This is a genomic window from Pseudoalteromonas sp. SaAl2 (assembly GCF_052947895.1).
Genome location: NZ_CM129605.1, coordinates 3,259,917 through 3,277,353, shown reverse-complemented (window position 1 = coordinate 3,277,353; position 17,437 = coordinate 3,259,917). Strand labels below are relative to the sequence as shown.

At 41.2% G+C, this 17,437-nt stretch carries 17 protein-coding genes and 2 pseudogenes; 10 read left to right on the top strand and 9 right to left on the bottom strand.

Annotated elements, in window-relative coordinates; translation table 11 throughout:
* Positions 1-65 precede the first annotated feature (65 nt).
* Positions 66-758, bottom strand: a complete 693-nt coding sequence (locus tag ACU8V8_RS15455) for a pseudouridine synthase (RefSeq protein WP_446889658.1) — start codon at positions 756-758, stop codon at positions 66-68.
* A gap of 83 nt (positions 759-841) precedes the next feature.
* On the opposite strand from ACU8V8_RS15455, the gene ACU8V8_RS15450 reads away from it, so the two are divergent.
* Positions 842-1,147: a DUF6482 family protein gene (locus tag ACU8V8_RS15450; protein ID WP_446888090.1), complete on the top strand. Its 306-nt coding sequence runs from the start codon at positions 842-844 to the stop codon at positions 1,145-1,147.
* 13 nt (positions 1,148-1,160) lie between these two features.
* Positions 1,161-1,565, top strand: coding sequence for a GNAT family N-acetyltransferase (locus ACU8V8_RS15445; RefSeq protein ID WP_446888089.1), 405 nt, complete (start codon positions 1,161-1,163; stop codon positions 1,563-1,565).
* Here ACU8V8_RS15445 and ACU8V8_RS15440 read toward each other — a convergent pair.
* The 8 genes and pseudogenes from ACU8V8_RS15440 to lptM form a co-directional block, all read right to left on the bottom strand.
* A complete protein-coding gene (locus ACU8V8_RS15440; protein WP_446888088.1) occupies positions 1,562-1,924 on the bottom strand; it encodes a HopJ type III effector protein in 363 nt (120 codons plus the stop codon). The two genes, ACU8V8_RS15445 and ACU8V8_RS15440, sit on opposite strands and share 4 nt — an antisense overlap.
* A 13-nt stretch (positions 1,925-1,937) precedes the next feature.
* The gene (locus ACU8V8_RS15435; RefSeq protein WP_446888087.1) at positions 1,938-3,062 is read right to left on the bottom strand and encodes a retropepsin-like aspartic protease family protein; all 1,125 of its coding nucleotides are present in this window, start codon (positions 3,060-3,062) and stop codon (positions 1,938-1,940) included.
* 11 nt (positions 3,063-3,073) lie between these two features.
* Positions 3,074-3,781, bottom strand: coding sequence for an HAD-IA family hydrolase (locus ACU8V8_RS15430; RefSeq protein WP_446888086.1), 708 nt, complete (start codon positions 3,779-3,781; stop codon positions 3,074-3,076).
* Positions 3,782-3,791: 10 nt separating this feature from the next.
* Entirely contained in the window at positions 3,792-4,757 is a 966-nt protein-coding gene (locus ACU8V8_RS15425) for a tyrosine recombinase XerC (RefSeq protein WP_446888085.1), read from the bottom strand.
* Positions 4,754-5,377 (bottom strand): DUF484 family protein, encoded by a 624-nt coding sequence (locus ACU8V8_RS15420; protein ID WP_446888084.1) that lies wholly within the window; start codon positions 5,375-5,377, stop codon positions 4,754-4,756. The genes ACU8V8_RS15425 and ACU8V8_RS15420 overlap by 4 nt, the downstream gene beginning before the upstream one ends.
* Positions 5,374-6,205: pseudogene (dapF, locus tag ACU8V8_RS15415) on the bottom strand (diaminopimelate epimerase). Before dapF ends, ACU8V8_RS15420 begins: the two are co-directional and overlap by 4 nt.
* A 63-nt stretch (positions 6,206-6,268) precedes the next feature.
* Entirely contained in the window at positions 6,269-7,522 is a 1,254-nt protein-coding gene (lysA, locus tag ACU8V8_RS15410; RefSeq protein ID WP_446888083.1) for a diaminopimelate decarboxylase, read from the bottom strand.
* Positions 7,523-7,717: an LPS translocon maturation chaperone LptM gene (lptM, locus tag ACU8V8_RS15405; RefSeq protein ID WP_087531218.1), complete on the bottom strand. Its 195-nt coding sequence runs from the start codon at positions 7,715-7,717 to the stop codon at positions 7,523-7,525.
* A gap of 134 nt (positions 7,718-7,851) precedes the next feature.
* Between lptM and cyaY the strand changes: the two genes are divergently transcribed.
* The 8 genes and pseudogenes from cyaY (at position 7,852) to add (ending at position 17,434) form a co-directional block, all read left to right on the top strand.
* On the top strand, positions 7,852-8,175 hold the full coding sequence (gene cyaY, locus ACU8V8_RS15400) for an iron donor protein CyaY (RefSeq protein ID WP_087531217.1): 324 nt from the start codon (positions 7,852-7,854) through the stop codon (positions 8,173-8,175).
* Complete coding sequence (locus ACU8V8_RS15395; RefSeq protein WP_446888082.1) at positions 8,172-8,828, top strand: alpha/beta hydrolase; 657 nt, start codon at positions 8,172-8,174, stop codon at positions 8,826-8,828. The genes cyaY and ACU8V8_RS15395 overlap by 4 nt, the downstream gene beginning before the upstream one ends.
* A 23-nt stretch (positions 8,829-8,851) precedes the next feature.
* Complete coding sequence (locus ACU8V8_RS15390; protein ID WP_446888081.1) at positions 8,852-9,691, top strand: DUF2914 domain-containing protein; 840 nt, start codon at positions 8,852-8,854, stop codon at positions 9,689-9,691.
* Positions 9,692-9,727: 36 nt separating this feature from the next.
* Positions 9,728-10,678 (top strand): hydroxymethylbilane synthase, encoded by a 951-nt coding sequence (gene hemC, locus ACU8V8_RS15385; protein WP_446888080.1) that lies wholly within the window; start codon positions 9,728-9,730, stop codon positions 10,676-10,678.
* Positions 10,679-12,514, top strand: a complete 1,836-nt coding sequence (locus tag ACU8V8_RS15380; RefSeq protein WP_446888079.1) for a uroporphyrinogen-III C-methyltransferase — start codon at positions 10,679-10,681, stop codon at positions 12,512-12,514.
* Complete coding sequence (locus ACU8V8_RS15375; RefSeq protein WP_446888078.1) at positions 12,511-13,614, top strand: heme biosynthesis HemY N-terminal domain-containing protein; 1,104 nt, start codon at positions 12,511-12,513, stop codon at positions 13,612-13,614. The genes ACU8V8_RS15380 and ACU8V8_RS15375 overlap by 4 nt, the downstream gene beginning before the upstream one ends.
* Before the next feature lie 39 nt (positions 13,615-13,653).
* Positions 13,654-16,343 (top strand): annotated as a pseudogene (locus ACU8V8_RS15370) (CHASE domain-containing protein).
* A gap of 89 nt (positions 16,344-16,432) precedes the next feature.
* The gene (add, locus tag ACU8V8_RS15365; protein WP_446888077.1) at positions 16,433-17,434 is read left to right on the top strand and encodes an adenosine deaminase; all 1,002 of its coding nucleotides are present in this window, start codon (positions 16,433-16,435) and stop codon (positions 17,432-17,434) included.
* Positions 17,435-17,437 lie beyond the last annotated feature (3 nt).

Below are 17,437 nucleotides of genomic sequence, written 5' to 3'. Positions count from 1 at the left end.
TGTAATCTTTAAATTAAGATTACACTTGTAATCATTATTTGCAACTACTTTTGTATAAAAAGTGATTAATTTTTTAAAATGTCGGATTTGCTAATTTTAAGGTAGCTGTTTTCAGCAAGGTTGAGGGTCGTTAAGTTAAGCTCACTAATTTGCTCTCGGTATAAATCAATAACCCGATAACCACAGTAATGCGCCATTTTACGAATTTGCCTGTTTAGCCCCTGTTTTAGGATGATAGTGAATTGATTCTCTGCGGTCTTTTCGACAATACAAGGCAAAGTTATTTGTTTATTTACAGGGACTCCCTTTGCCATTTTTTGGCAAAAATTATCATCCAGTGGTTTATCTACTCTAACAATATAACGTTTGGGCTGGTGGAAGTCAGGGTGAATGAGTTGATTACAAAACTCACCATCGTTGGTCAAAATAAGTAAGCCTCTTGAGTCTTTATCTAATCTCCCTATAGGGTAAACACGTGTTGTATTAGGTAAGTGGTGGATTAAACTGCTGGGGTCGGTGTGGTTTAGTTTGCAGTCAATGCCTACGGGTTTATGATAAGCAAAATAGACGTGTTTTGCCTTACCTTGAACACGATTACCGTTAACCACAATAAGGTCGTTATCATCAATGTGATCAATATGGTTTGCCGCACGGTTATTTACTGTGACTACGCCTTGATCAATGAGTCTCGATGCTTGTTTACGAGAGCATAAGCCCGCATGAGCGAGGTATTTGGCAAGACGGATTTTGTCAGTCATAAGTGTTATTAAAAATTCTAATTGATCAAAGTATAACAAAGCCACGTATTGAGCCTAACTATACTTTGCAAAAGAGTAAACTTATGGCGATTAAATTATCAGAGTTGGCTAATCACCAGCCTATTCAAAAAGTGATCGTACACTCCCTTGAAATGGCGCTTTATCAGGTTTCTGTAATGATCAATAATGTGGAATATTATGTTACAGATGAGCACGATGAGTTTATTCGTGGTCTGAGCCCATTACATATTCAAAAGCGATTAGAGCATTTAAGCTACGTGCAAATGGTATTACGCCATACCAGTGCATATGATGAAATGTGCGGTCAACCTGAAAAGACAGAAAGTAATATGCTTGAGGTTCCTTATGGAAAAAACCATTTGTATTGAGGCTAGAGCTTAAATGTATACCTTAGTTAAAGACGATTCAATTGAGCTAAATGCTCAGCTACGCTCAGAAATAGTCGCATTCAACAGCACACACTTTAACGCAGAGCGTATTCCTTTGGGCTTTAAGATAATTGAAAAAACGGACTTGGTAGCAGGAATTTCAGGGCACGTTTTTGGTAATTGGTTATTAATCAGTTGGCTCTGGTGTGATGAGAGATTTAGAGGTTGTGGTTTTGCCAAGCAGCTACTGAATGAAATGGAATTAGCCGCTGTAGAGCGCGGTGCAATTGTTGCGCAGCTTGATACACTAGATTTTCAAGCTAAGCCGTTTTACGAGAAAAACGGCTATAGTATTAAGTATCAACTTAATAATTATCCGCGCTCTGGTACGCGCTACTTTATGGAGAAAGTACTTTAATTTTTGCTCGTTAGGACCTGCTTTTCATCAAAAGTAATCCCTAAAAATGGGGTGACTTCTGGCGCGAGCGTAAAAGTGCGAATATTCATGTGATCTTCGCCATGTGGATTACCTAATACCTCATCACGATAAAAAGCGCCAAAGCAATCCAAGGTATTTTGTTTGCTAAGCTGATTCAGTTTCGCGAAGGCAAAAATTTTACATGAACCATTATTTTCATTAGCACCACTAACCAACCCATGATTATTAAAACCCGATGGCGTAAATGTGTAATTGTTGTCTATTACAGCCATTGTATCGGTAAATGCAATACTTTGCGGGTCATTGGCTAAATTGCTGAGAAAATCGTTGAGGTTCATAGCTATCCTTAATTTATTGTTTGTCTAACTCTAGCTGATTTGTTTGCTGATTAATATTAAATTTAAAATGCTGCAAAAAGTTCATCCCTAGCAAACCGTGTCCTGAATGTTGGCTGATAGCTAAAATATCAAAATCAGTTAGTACTTGTTGGCCAATTTTAATTGATTCAACGCGGTATCGTTGTGCGGTAGTTTTGCCGTTAGCTGTGTTTACCGTCATGGTGCCTAAATATTCAGGCGTTGGGTAAAGAGCATCAATCACTGTTTGCGGTAAAACGGTGAGGCTGGCGCCGGTATCAATCATTAATTGCGTGTTTAATGCGTCATTCACGGTAATATCAAGTAAATAATGTGCTCCGTGTTTAGTCAGTGGTACTAAATCGACTTCTGAGTAAGCATTGTTAATTAAAGTTTGTAGCTCACTTGCTTGGGATTTGAGCGGATTCTCTTCATCCAGTCTATCTAGATTACTCTGCGCGCTGACTAAATCACCCAGTTGATAAAATGCATTTGCTTGTGCCATTAAGTAGTAGGGGTTTTCACTGCTGTAATCTAACCATACAGCCGTTTGATTAACTATTTCTTGCCATGCCTCTCGCTTATTTAGGGTATTTATTTGGGCTTGCGTTAATTGAGTTAAACGCATGGAGACGGCGGCTTGCTCTGCTTCATTCGTCATGGCTTGTAGAGTAAAAAGTGCCACGATAGCTTGATGAGGCTGCTGGTTTTTAACTAAGCGCTCAACATCTAATTGCAGCATTTTTATATCATAAGGAAAACTACTTAAAAATGCGTATAAGAAGGCTTCACTGGTTGTTAGTTCATTATTAAGCAGCCAGCTATCAAGTGTATCTAACCAGCTAGAATAAAGCTGCTCAGCTTCTAGTGGGTGTGAGTTGATCAATTGTTGATAGCTTGCTACAGCTGCAGTAAATTGTTGTTTTTGGAACTGATTAACGGCCTGCTGGTATTCTGGGCTGGTTGATTTTACACTGTGTTTTAGTATCGGTTTTGTCTTAGTTGATATTAAAGTTTGTGCTTGCGATTGAGTCGGTTTAGGCCAAAGTAAATAGGCATTAAGTGCAACGGATAGTAATAATAAAAAGCTAACTAATTTAGTGTAAAAACCCCAGCCCATCGATAACTCCTTTATCTTAAAAAGTATTTAAGCGCGTGAATGTTTGTTATTTCTACATCAGGTAAACCACGGTACGCATATTGTGTAGGTTGATCGCTTAGCCACAGTGATTGACAGCCAGCGTTATGCGCGCCGTGCACATCAGTATCTAAACTATCACCAATATGTAAAATTTGCTCAGGTACTACGCTTAAATGCGAACAAGCTTGTTCAAACATGGTTGGGTGGGGTTTTGCTTTGCCATGCATTCCGGCTTGTAGTACCAGCTCAAAGACGCCGTTTAGATTAAAACGCTCTATTTCGACATTGCCATTAGTAATGGCAATTAAACGATAATGCTTACTAAGTTGTGAGAGCAGTTCTAAAACATCATCACTTACAGTTATTTGGCTGCGAGCGTCAGCAAACGCTTGATACGCAGCAGTGGCATGCAGCTTAAGTTGTTCGCCTTGGTAACCCAGTTTTGCTAACCCTAATTGTAGGGTGTCTTTTCGCCATTGGGTTACGTTATCAACGAGCGCTGGGTTTTGCTTTACAGCTTGCTCTCTACATTGTTGCCAATAATGCTTACCTTGAGCTTGCCAGTCAGGTAACGCGTTTAAGTAATCAATTTGTGCTTGCACCGCGGCTTTAATAATAGGGTGATTGTTATAAAGCGTGTCGTCTAAATCAAAACTCAATACTTGTATGGGTGATATAGCTCGGTTAAAACGGATCATACGTTTCCTTTTAATCGGTATTCTGGCGTTTTTTAGCGCGGGGGTGAGTGTTATCGTACACCTTAGCTAAATGTTGAAAATCTAAATGGGTATACACTTGGGTAGCTGACAAACTGCTATGCCCTAAAAGTTCTTGTACGGCCCTTAAATCTCCTGATGATTCGAGAATATGTGAGGCGAATGAGTGACGCAGTTTATGCGGGTGTACTTGGCTGCTAATACCTTGCTTAATACCCCATTGCTGCATCCGTAATCGTACTTGGCGCACTGATATTCGGCATTTTTTACTGCTGACGAACACAGCTGGCTCGTCTGGATTGGCAAATTGTGGTCGTAACTTTAACCAGCAATTTAACGCATCAAGGGCTTTGCCGCCCACCGGTAATAAGCGTTCTTTATTGCCTTTACCTCGCACCAATATTTCACCTTCGCTGCGGTTAATATCCTGTATATTAGCGCCAACTAACTCACTAATACGTAGTCCTGATGAATACATTAATTCCATCATCGCTTTGTCACGGACAGCGAGGGGGGCATCGTCATCAATTTCTAATAACCGTGCCATTTGATCAACATCGAGATTTTTGGGTAAAGGTTTCGCGAATTTGGGGCCTTTTATCGATTCTGCAGGGTTGTGATAATGGCTTTGCTGGGTAATGTTTTTAGACTTAAGGAATTTATACAAGCTACGTATACAACTAAGTTTTAGGCTAATTGTTCTACCGCTGAGTTGTTTGCTGCGCAGTGCCATACTGTAGCGGCGAATATGTTCACCTTTTACGTTCTGCCAGTTATCACATAGCTTGCTAAAATAGTGCGCGGCAAATTGTAGTTGGCTAGTATATTGGGTAATGGTGTGCGCAGAGTATTGTTTTTCAAACCGTAAGTAATCACTAAACAGCTGGATAGGAGTGAGCCATTGTTTGCTCAATTGCGCTGTTAATTGCTCTAAACCAGGAGGTTGCTCCTCGCTCATGCTAGTTCCAGTTGTAATTCCAATAATCTAAGCTGTAGCGAGCGTACAAACTCAAGTACAAAAAAGCTGTCTTTAGCGGGTTCAAAATGATTCGCATCAAGACTACCAAAAGCTAAAATTGCAACTGGATGTTGGTTGCTGCCAATCAGGTACAAAGCAGTTGATTGGGTTTGCTCAGCAAATAATAAATCTCGCTCCTGTTGGCTAACTCGGCCTAGGTAAGTGCCAGTTTCTTTTAAGCGATGTTCGATTAATGCATCATATTTAGCTTCATAGCGTACTAAATGGCACTCACTGATTGCAGGACTGGTGCAAATAATATTTCGTAAGTTAGTAGCTAAGGTTTTAAAATCGTAATTAGTCCAAAGTTGACGGTGGCATTGGCTAAATAAGCGATAGATAGACTCGTTTTCAGTTGCTTGCTCAATCAGTTGCTCAATTTGCGCTTTTAGCTTGGTATTGTGTTCACGCAACTGGCGTTGTTGAATATGCACTAAAGACGTTGCGCCTTGAGCATGTTGCTGTAATTCAAGCTGTGCTAAGAGATCTGGGTTTTGCAGCAAAAAATCCGGATTTTCAGTTAGAAAGTCGCTAACTTGTTGTTTGGTTATTTTACTCATAGGGCAACTTGTCCATCAAATACGTGCTCTGCGGGGCCTGTCATTCTTACTGGGTGACCTTCACCTTGCCAACGAACTTGTAGACTACCACCGGGTAAATCAACCTGTACCGTTGTGGCTAACTTGCTTTGAACCTGGCCAATAACCATGGCTGCACAAGCACCTGTACCGCATGCGAGTGTTTCGCTGACACCGCGCTCCCAAACTCGAAGTTTAATATGTTCTTGCGAAATCACCTGCATAAAGCCCACATTTACACGCTGTGGAAAACGCTCATGGTTCTCAAGTAATGGCCCTAATGTATTCACGTCGGCGGTTTCTATATCGTCGACCTCAAGTACGCAGTGAGGGTTACCCATCGAAACCGCACCGCTAAATACGGTGTGTTCTTCGGCGCGAATAATGTAGGTGAGCTCTCGTTTACTGGCTTTGAGTGGAATTTTATTCGGCTCAAAATTGGGGTGGCCCATATTAACTGTGACTTGCCCATCTTTTTCAATATAAAGAGTAAGGTTACCTGACTTGGTAGAGACGGTGACTTTATGTTTATTGGTTAAACCCTTCATGCGTACAAAGCGTGCAAAACAGCGAGCTCCGTTACCGCATTGTTCCACTTCGTTGCCGTCAGCATTAAAAATACGATAATGAAAATCGAGATCAGGAGAATAGGGCGCTTCGACCATTAACAGTTGGTCAAAGCCAATGCCAAAATGGCGATCTGCCAATTTTTTTGATTTGATCTCGTGATAAGAAAACGTTTTGTGTAATGTTATCAATTACAACAAAATCGTTGCCTAGGCCGTGCATTTTAGAAAAATTAACTAACATAGCGCTCTAATTCGGATTTGCTCTGCGCTAATCATGCCACAGAGCAGCCGGGTTACAAAAAGTTTATGGTAAAATTTTCTCGCCTTGCCATAAGCTTTCTACGGTTTCACGCGCGCGGATCAAATGGCTTTGTTCGCCATCTACCATTATCTCGGCAACGCGGGGGCGTGAATTGTAATTTGAACTCATGGTAAAGCCATAAGCACCAGCACTAAGCTGTGCTAATAAGTCGCCTTGTTTTAAGGCTAACATACGATCTTTACCTAAAAAATCACCGGTTTCACACACTGGTCCAACAATGTCGAAATTATTAGTTGGCGTATTATCACTGTGTGGGCAAACAGGCACAATATTTTGCCACGCTTGGTAAAGTGATGGGCGCAGCATATCGTTCATGCCAGCATCCACAATGGCAAAATACTTATCTTGGTTTTGCTTTATAAACTCAACTTTAGTGACCAAAATACCAGCATTTGCAGCAATAGCGCGGCCGGGTTCAAATATAAGCTCTAAATCTTGGTAGTTTGCTAAACGTTCAGTGATATGCGCTACATATTCGCTAGGGTGAGGTGGTGTTTCTCCATTGTAAGGCACGCCTAGACCGCCGCCAATATCAATATGACTCAGTACGATACCGTTTGCTTTTAGCTCATCAATCAGTGCTAATACTTTATTTAAAGCTTCTAAGAATGGTTTAATCTCGGTAAGTTGTGAGCCTATATGGCAATCCACGCCGGTAATTTTTAGTCCTGGTAATGAGGCTGCATATTGATACACACTCACAGCAGTAAGAATATCTATGCCAAATTTATTTTCTTTTAACCCTGTTGAAATATAAGGATGCGTTTTAGCGTCGATATCCGGGTTTACACGAATTGAAATAGGTGCAATTAGCTCAAGGTCTGTCGCAACCTGTGAAATACGGTCAAGCTCAGATACAGACTCAACGTTAAAGCATTTTATACCGAGCTCAAGTGCATAGGCTATTTCATCAGCAGTTTTCGCTACTCCAGAAAAAACCACTTTTTTGGCATCACCGCCGGCTTCAATTACACGAGCCAACTCACCTTTAGATACAATGTCGAAGCCCGAGCCTAAACGCGCTAATACATTTAATACGGCTATATTAGAATTTGCTTTAACGGCATAACACACTAAGTTTTTATGATTTTTAGCAGCTTCAGCAAAGGCAAGATAATGGCGCTCAAATGTTTTACGTGAATACACGTAACATGGTGTACCGTATTGTGTTGCCAATTCATTGACAGCGATGTCTTCAGCATGCAGCTGATTATTTTTATAGTCAAAAAAATCCATCTATTGGTCCTGTTTCGATTCGGTTGTTGATGATGGTTTAACTGCTTCAGTTGAAGCTTGCTTTTGTTGTTGATTTGGTTCTACTTTTTCATCGGGTAAATACAATGGGCCGCTTTGCCCGCAACCAGCGAGAGTGATAAGTAGTACAGCAATTGGGGAAAGTTGTTTTAATTGTTTAAGATGCATCTCTTTCATTAGATTAATCGCGTTGCTGGCTTTATAATCGCAGATTAACAGAATATCTAAAAAATGCAGCTATTCGCGGATGATTTTATTCCTGTTACACTATCTGCATGTAAATTGTACCTAATGCCGTTAAGGAAATAACAATGACAGACCATGAATATCACCAATTAGCCGAAGCACTTATGTTCACAATCGAAGAGCAGGTTGATGATTGCGAAGCGGATCTAGATTACGAATCAGCAGAAGGTATTTTAGAAATTATTTTTGCTGATCGTTCTAAGATAGTGATCAACAAGCAGGCACCTTTACATCAAGTTTGGGTAGCAACTAAATTTAATGGCCATCACTTTGAACTACAAGGTGATAAGTGGATTGATAACCGCTCCGGTGCAGAGTTTTGGCAGTTTATGAATGACGCAGCAACGCGCCAAGCAGGTCAAACAGTTGAGTGGCAATCAGAACTATGAGTTTAGAGTTTGTAGAATACCCGGCAAAAGGTGAGCACAAAGCCACGGTAATTTGGCTGCATGGTTTAGGTGATTCAGGAGAAGGTTTTTTGCCTGTTGCGTCACAACTTGCACTACCGGAAGAACTTGGTATCAGGTTTGTATTTCCACATGCCCCAGTACAGCCTGTTACAATTAATGGCGGCATGGCAATGCGCTCTTGGTACGATATTAAATCAATGGATTTAGACAAGCGTGCTGATGAGGCCGGTGTACGTGAATCGGCTGCTAAAGTAGAGCAACTTATTAAGCAAGAGCTTAATAATGGCATTGCTGCAGATAAAATTATTTTAGCAGGTTTTTCACAAGGTGGTGTAATTTCACTACACTTAGCACCGCGATTGCCACAAAAGCTCGCTGGTGTGATGGCACTCTCTACTTATATGTGTGTACCAGAGAAGCTGACCGAAGAAGCACAGCAAACGGGGTTATCTGTATTTATGGCCCATGGTCGTCAAGATGATGTAGTGCCACATAGTGCGGGTCGAAGTGCGTTTGATGTTTTATCAGCGCATAACATGGATGTAAGCTGGCAAGATTACCCTATGGCTCATCAGGTCTGTGGGGAAGAACTAATGGCGATCCGCCAATGGTTAATTGCTCGCTTAAATTAATTATTTACAGCATTGAGGCTATTATGAGTCAAAAGATCGTGATCACTGCAAATATGAATAGAAGCGCAAGCACTGTGGTGCCCGAGGTAACTTATCAATGGCATTGGCGACGAATTGTAACTGTTGCGTTACTGGTTGGTCTGGCGTTGATGGTTTTTGCATATAGCCTGATGGGTTCTGTTAATGCTGAACAAAACGATTCGGCCACTGATGAACCAGCCCAGTTTATTTCAGCATTTGAAGTAATTGAGGAAGAGGTGGATGATGAGCCACTCATAGGTCAGCATGATGCACAGGCCTCAGAGTCTTTAGATTCGCCTCAAGCCCCAGTAACTGTTATTGATAACGATACCACGGTTGAAGCTGTGCCTGAAATTTCACTGCAAGGCAACTCTTCACAAAATGAAGTTGTCATTGAAGAGCCTGAACCCCAAGAGCAAAACATTGAGGTTGTGCACGCAGATGCAAGCCAAGATAACTTTGCCGCAACAGCTCATATTGCGAGTGTTGCTTTAGGTGCTAAAATAGATACTGACAAAGTAAGCCGCGCAGTTTTGACTCGAGATGTGGTTGATCGTGAACCTGTAAATGTATTTAAAGCGGATATTCGCTTCTCTGAATTTACAGAGAGTTTGGCTTTTTTTAGTGAGTTAAAAAACTTACAAGGTCAACGTATTAGGCACATTTGGCGTTATGAAAATCAAGTAATGGCAAGTATTGAGCTTAATGTTACCTCGCCGCGTTATCGTACCTATTCAAATAAACATATTTTACCTGAGCAAACCGGACAATGGCGTGTTGACGTGGTTGACGAACAAGACCATTTACTTGCTCAAAAAGAATTTCGCATTTTAGCTGATTGAACAATTTTTGATTAGCAAAGAACATTGGACCTTTTCATGACAACACAAGCAACAGAAAACAAAAACATCGTTCGTATCGCCACACGTAAGAGTGCTTTAGCTCTTTGGCAAGCTGAGTTTGTAAAAGCACAACTTGAACATTTTCATCATGATATCCAAGTTGAGCTAGTTCCTATGTCAACCCAAGGTGATATCATTTTAGATACGCCACTGGCCAAAATAGGCGGCAAAGGCCTATTTGTTAAAGAGCTTGAACAAGCAATGCTTGATGGCCGTGCGGATATTGCCGTGCATTCAATGAAAGATGTGCCGGTAGAATTTCCTGAAGGGTTAGCACTGCACACTATCTGCCAGCGTGAAGACCCGCGTGATGCTTTTGTATCAAACAATCATGCGAATATCGATCAGTTACCACAAGGTGCTATTGTTGGTACCTCTAGTTTACGCCGTCAGTGCCAAATACGTGCGCTGCGCCCAGATTTAGTCATTCGTGATCTACGTGGCAATGTAAATACTCGCTTAGCTAAATTAGATGATGGTCAATATGATGCGATTATTTTAGCGGCTGCAGGCTTAATTCGTCTTGAAATGCATGATCGTATTAGAGCATTTATTGAGCCAGAGGTGTCTCTTCCTGCAAATGGTCAAGGTGCCGTGGGCATTGAATGTCGTGTTGATGATGAAGTGACAAAAGCATTGCTTGCGCCATTAGAGCATAATGAAACACGTGTTCGTGTGAATGCAGAGCGTGCTATGAATCGCCGTTTAGAAGGTGGTTGCCAAGTGCCAATTGGTGCCTATGCTTTAGTTGATGGCGATCAAGTTCATTTACGTGGTTTAGTCGGCGCTGTTGACGGAAGTGAAATATTACGTGCAGAAATAAGCGGTAGAGCAGCTGATGCACAAACGCTGGGCACTCAATTAGCTGAGCAACTACTTGAAATGGGCGCAGATAAAATTCTAGCTGACGTATACAGAGACGCATAAATGTCACATATCCTGATAACTCGCCCACAAGGAAAAGGAGCCAGTCTTGCTCAGCAACTTGAGCAAGAGGGTTATCAGGCGACTTTATTTCCAGTGCTAGAAATAAACGCCCTTGAACCTAACGGTGCTCAATTAACACCCTTATTAAATGCCGATAAAATTATTTTTATCTCACAAGATGCTGTTACTGCATTATTAGCACTTAAGCCTGATATCAACACTAAAGCACAGTTTTACGCAGTAGGCGAACAAACAGCAGAAGCTGTTTGGCAAGCTTTTGGCATACGCGCAGCTGTGCCAAAACAACATGATTCAGAAGGCTTGCTAGCACTCACGTCGTTGCAGCAAGTGGCAGGGCAAAATATTGTTTTGGTCAAAGGCAAAGATGGCCGACCGACTATAGCGCAAGCATTAAAGCAGCGTGAGGCATTTTTAAATAGTTTAGTTGTTTATCAACGCGGTCCTGTTAAAGGAAATGCTGCAGACTGGATAGACCACTGGCAAAGCATTGATGTTGAAGGTATAGTCATAACAAGTAACGCGGCTGTTGATGCTATCTTCCGTCAACTTTCGTCAAAACAACTACAATGGTTAAGACACTGTCAGTTCTATGTTGCAAGCAATCGAATTGGTGAATACCTTAAGCAACAGTTAGACTCGGCAAACATACACATTGCTGCAGGCGCGAGCGATAGCGCTATGTATTCCTGCATCAGCCAAGGTAATACTATGAGTGAAAATGTAAAGCCAACAACCTCTTCAGAGGCAAAACCAGCAGCCGCTAAGCCAACAGCAAAGCAGGCGTCTGCGTCAGCTGCAACAAAAGAATCAACAATGCAGCCAAATAATAAACAAAGCATAAGCAAAACAGGCAGCCTTGCGCTACTTATTTCTCTCATTGTGGCATCGGGAGTGGGCTATCAGTTCTATCAGAAACTCAATTCTGAGCAGCAAGCCAACCTGTTAGTGAATCAATTAACGACTGATAACCAGCAGTTAAATAAAGAGTTAAACGCAGTTAAAAAAGCGCAGCAAACACTACAGCAGGCATTGTTTAATAGTGAGAAAAAAGTAGCAGCGGCGCTGGCAGAAAACAGTGAAAAAACACAGCAGCAACTAGACAGTGCATTGCAACGCGCAGAGCAACAAGCCTATAGCTTAAACCCACAAGAGGTTACAAGCTTACAGCGCATGGCTGAATTTAAACTCTGGGCTGAAAAAGATTACCAAGGTGCAAGTGCGGTACTGTCGCGCTTAGATTCACTACTTGCAGAGCACCCTGGAACAGGCGCTATTCGCCAAGCAATCCATCAAGACTTACAAGCACTTAGTAGCGTGCAAGCTGTGCCAGTTGAAGCCATTTATTTAAAGCTGCATGGTATTGTTGAGCAAATTGAAAAACTTGAATTCAATGCTGTGGCTTTACCACAAGAAGTGGCGCAAGATGAGCAACATGCACTGAGTGAAAACGTGAGTGATTGGCAGCAAAACTTAGTTAATTCATGGCATCAATTTACCGACAATTTCATAAAAATTCGCCAACGTGAAGATATGTCTATTGAGCCTTTATTGACAGAACAAGAGCGTCATTTAATTCAGCAGCGTTTGAGTTTGTATTTATCTCAAGCGCAAGATGCATTGTTAACCAAACAAGCGAGTATTTATTTTACTGCTGTTAGTCAGGCGCATATTATTGTAAAGGAGTATTTTAAACAGGATGATCCACTAACTAAAAGTACTCTCAAGGCGTTGAATGAGTTAAGCAAAGAGCAGATGTACTTTAGTCCTGAGGTGAAGCTGCAAAGCACCGAGCAGGTCAAGGAGTGGGTACAATGATCCGCCTGATATTGCTAATTTTAGCCATTGCTGTGTTACTAGCTTTATCTCCTATGTTAATTGGTGAAGTGGGCTATGTGTTAATTTCGTTTAATCAAACGACAATTGAAGGCTCAATAGTTGCGTTTTGTGCAACCTTTTTAGTTATCGCACTGGGCTTGTATTTAACTTATAAATTGATTCGTTATATTTGGTCTTTATATAGTAATACTCGCCATCGTTTTTTTGCCCGCAGTGAGGAGCGCAAGCAAGCAGCGATTGAACAAAGTGTTTGGAGTTTAGTTAATAGTGATTACGAGCAGCTAGAGCTCGCACTCGCAAATAACAGCGTTGCGGATCAGTGGCAGGATCTACGTCATGCTATGCTCGCCAAAGCTGCTTTACATAATAATGAGTCTAACAAAGCAATAGAGCAACTAGATAAAATTAGTCCTGATAATCAATTGAAAGCAGCTAAGCTCTGGCTTGCCAGTGGAGATAGTAGTACGGTTACAGGTGAGTTAAAAGCATTAGCAGAGGCTAAAAAAGCCAGCGCGCTGGAGCTTAAGTTATATGCTGAAGTGCTGGTACAGCAGAAAAAATGGTCTGCACTTGAGCAGTTTATGCCGCGTTTATTAAGTAAAAAAGCGCTTACTGATAGCCAATGGAATGTATTATTTTCAGCATACTTCAATGCTCAAAGTGAACTACCCGAAAAGTATCAAGCATTAAGTAAACACTTAAAAATAAAAGCTGGCACCGCATACTTATCTGCCATGGCGAAATGCGGGCACTTAAGTGAAATAGAACAGACTTTAATAAAAATGCTGAAAAAGCCTGACGATCAGCACCAACTTGCGCAAGTACTTAAAGTATCTGCCCCGGGAGATGCATTAAAACTGCAAGCCAACTTACAAGATATTCTAAAAAAACAGCCTGACAACCAAGACTTATTATTGGCATTGGCGTGTCTGGCAAATGCACATGGTGAGTATGACCTTGCTGCACGAGTGTTTGATAAAGCATTGACACCAAGTAATAAACGCGAGTATTTAGCGCAAGCGCAACTTAGTTATAGTAAAAGTGCACAACCACAAAAAGCGCTCGACCTTTATTTGTAATCATACAACTACTTAATTAGGCATAGGAGCGCCAAGATATTGAAGAATACTATTACATTAAGCTTCAGTCTTGCGTTTGCTTACCTATGCACAGGTTATTTTAGCAATCTCTTATTAGCTATTGATGGCTATGCCGTTGCCTCTTGGCCTCCCTCTGGTATTGCGCTTGCGAGCTTTTTGCTTGTAGGCCACCGTGCTATGTTTGGTGTTCTGCTTGGCGCACTGTTAACCAATTTAATTCACCTCGATGGCGTTGCTGATATTCTCTATTGGCAAGTATTCCTCCAAGCGTTATGTGTATCTTTAGCTGCGACTTTGCAAGCTTGGGTGGGTTGTTTACTTATCACAAAAGTGATCAAAGCCCCTTTAGATTTATCATCGTTAAAGCACAGTGTACAAAGTTTAATTGTGGCAGGACCAGTATGCTGTACTATCGCGGCAAGCATAGGCACTGGTTTACTTGTGATCAATGAGGTGCTCCCCAATCAGTTGGCTCTTGATAACTTCATTGCTTGGTGGATTGGAGATAGCATAGGGGTGTTAATTTTTACACCACTGATGCTTGCCGCTTTTAACTATGCGCAAATACGTCACCGGTTACAGGTTATCGTTCCTTCCTTGCTTATTTATCTCGTGATTAGCGTTTGTTTCTATGCTGCAGCAAGCGTGAAAAAAGAAAAAGACACACAAAAGCAAGATGCGAAAGTCGCCGAAATCCAATCAGAAATTAATCATAAAATAGATGAAATTTCTGGTCACTTGGCATTACTCGCTACCTTTTTTGCCAGCGGTGATGAAGTTAGCTATAGCGAGTTTAAACGTTTCACTTCTCAACAGCTTGAATATAAAAAAGAAATCATTGCTTTTGAATGGGTGCCTGTTGTTCCATTTTCTGGTGTTGAGCAATTTCAACAGCAGATGAGGCAGCAAAATGCCGAAGCTCAGTTTATAAAAGAAAAGTCTCCTCAAATGTATTGGCAAAAAGCAGCTAAACGTGAGCAATATTTCCCCGTCAGGTATGTACACCCCTTAGCTGGCAATGAAGACATTATTGGTTTTGACTTAGCATCGAGTGAGCAGCGCCGAAAAGCTCTGCTGATGTCTAAAGCACTGAATGAGTTGGTTCTCAGTGAGCCAATTAAGCTAATGCAGAATGTGCCAGATAAAAAAGCGGTATTGTTCTTCGTTCCTGTGTTTGGTGATTTAGATACTTTAGGGGATTTTAGAGGGTTGGTCGTGGGTGTTGTGAGCCTTTCTCGGCTAATAGATAGCTTACAGTTTGATCTCCATAGTGAAGTAAGTGCTAACTTTTATGACGTCACTAATGAGCAAGCTAAACAAGCTATTTTTATGAGTCCTCGCAAGGAGCTTGAGTTACTTAAGGAGTATCAACTATTAATTGGTAAGCGTATTTGGCAGGTTGAACTACTTGGGCCTAAGGGGCCAAAGTCATGGTTTGTATACTGGCTTGCGCAAATTGTAGGAATGCTATTTGTTTGGTTGCTGATTACTTTTTTAATTTCTGTCACGGGGACTAATATCCAAGTGAGAGAGCAAGTAGCGCTGCAAACACGTACGTTACGTGAAGAAAAGCGCAAAGCTGATGAAGCGAGCCAAATTAAAAGCCAATTTTTAGCTAATATGAGCCATGAGGTTCGCACCCCAATCAATGGTATTAAAGGACTGCATTATTTAGCATTACAGCAACAAGATTGGCAGCAAGCTAAACGTTATATTGAACAGGCTGATGGTGCTCTTAGTGTTTTACTAAGAGTGCTCAACGATGTGTTAGATTTTTCCAAAATGGAAGCTGGTAAACTTGAACTTGTGCAAGAGCCGGTTGCTTTAAATCAACTGACAGATGAGTTGATGAATTTAGTGCAATTTGACGTTGGCGTGAAATCACTGGCTTTAGAGCTTGAAATAGATAAAAGCGCTGAACTTATACTAAATACAGATCCCATTCGGTTAAAACAAATACTGCTTAATCTATTGAATAATGCGATTAAGTTTACTTCATCAGGCTCTATCACAGTAAAAGTATGGCAACAGGATAGCAGTACTATATTTAACGTTACCGATACCGGAATTGGGATTAGCCCTAGTGCCCAAAAGCAACTCTTTCAGCCTTTTTCACAGGCCGATAGCTCCACATCACGCCAGTTTGGTGGCACAGGTTTAGGTTTGAGTATCTGTAAAAAGTTGGTTGAATTGATGGGGGGAGTATCTCCTTGCAAAGTGCGCAAGGTCAAGGCTCCACTTTTAGTTTTTCATTACCTAATAATTCACCCTTGCCGCAAGCACAGCATTTGGCTCCTTTGCACAATGAGGTTGATGTTAAGGCTTTATCATTTGCAGGAATAAAGCTGTTATTAGTCGAGGATAATCCTCTGAATCAACATGTTGCCTCTGCTATTTTAAAAACAAAAGATTGCATAGCTGATATTGCTAATGATGGTTTTGAGGCAATAGAAAAAGTTTCAGAAACGAAATATGACCTAGTTCTTATGGATATTCAAATGCCGAATATGGATGGTTTGCAAGCGACAAAGGTAATTCGAAATGAATTATGTATGAGTGAGCTGCCTATTATTGCGCTATCGGCAAATGCCCATGATGAGGATATTAAAAAGGCTATTAATATAGGTATGGATGGTTACTTAACTAAACCAATTGATGCTGAAAAACTATTTAAAACAATTTGGCACTACATTAACCATGACAAATGACCTCTGTATTGCAAACAAAATCAACTAAACTTGAATTACCGATTTAAGTGCGTATTATGCGCGAAAATTAAATAGACTGAGTGCTAACTATGATCAATAAAAAACTCCCGCTGCTAGATATCCATCGTCATCTTGATGGCAATGTGCGAGCGCAAACAATATTGGAATTAGGGCGTCAGTTTAATATCCAATTGCCCGCCGATAACGTAGAAGCATTAACCCCTCATGTTCAGGTAATTGACCCTGAACCAAACCTCATGGCATTTTTACAAAAACTAGATTGGGGCGTCACAGTATTAGGTGATTATGATGCATGTCGCCGGATAGCCATTGAGAACATTGAAGATGCACAGGCTCAGGGTTTGGATTATGTAGAGCTACGCTTTAGTCCGTACTATATGGCGAAGAGCCAAGGTTTACATCCTCAAGGTGTGGTTGAGGCTGTGGTCGATGGCATTAAAAGTGCTACTCAAACCAGCACTGTTAAAGCAAACCTGATTGGCATTATGTCGCGTACTTATGGCAGCAAAATTTGTCAGCAAGAGCTTAATGCCTTACTCGCGTTTAAAAATGATTTAGTAGCTGTTGATTTAGCTGGGGATGAAATTGGTTTCCCTGGTGAGTTGTTTGTCGATCACTTTAAACAAGTGGGTGATGCGTATTTGGCGGCAACAATTCATGCTGGCGAAGCGTTGGGCGCTGCTAGTATTTGGCAAGCAATTAATGACCTAGGCGCTAATCGCATCGGTCACGGTGTAAAAGCAATTGAAGATGCTGCATTGATGGATTACTTACGCGATAAACGTATTGGTATTGAATCATGTTTAACCAGTAATATTCAAACCAGCACCGTCGCTAGCTTAGACGTGCATCCGTTAAAACGTTTCTTAGATCATGGTATTTTAGCCTGCATTAATACCGATGACCCTGCTGTTGAAGGCATTGAAATTGAACATGAATATAACGTAGCTGCACCTGCTGCGGGTTTAACACAAGCAGATATGGAAAAAGCGCAAGCCAACGCGTTGGAAATTGCTTATCTTAGTGAAGCCGATAAACAGCAATTGAAGCATGTTGCCGCTGCACGATAACAG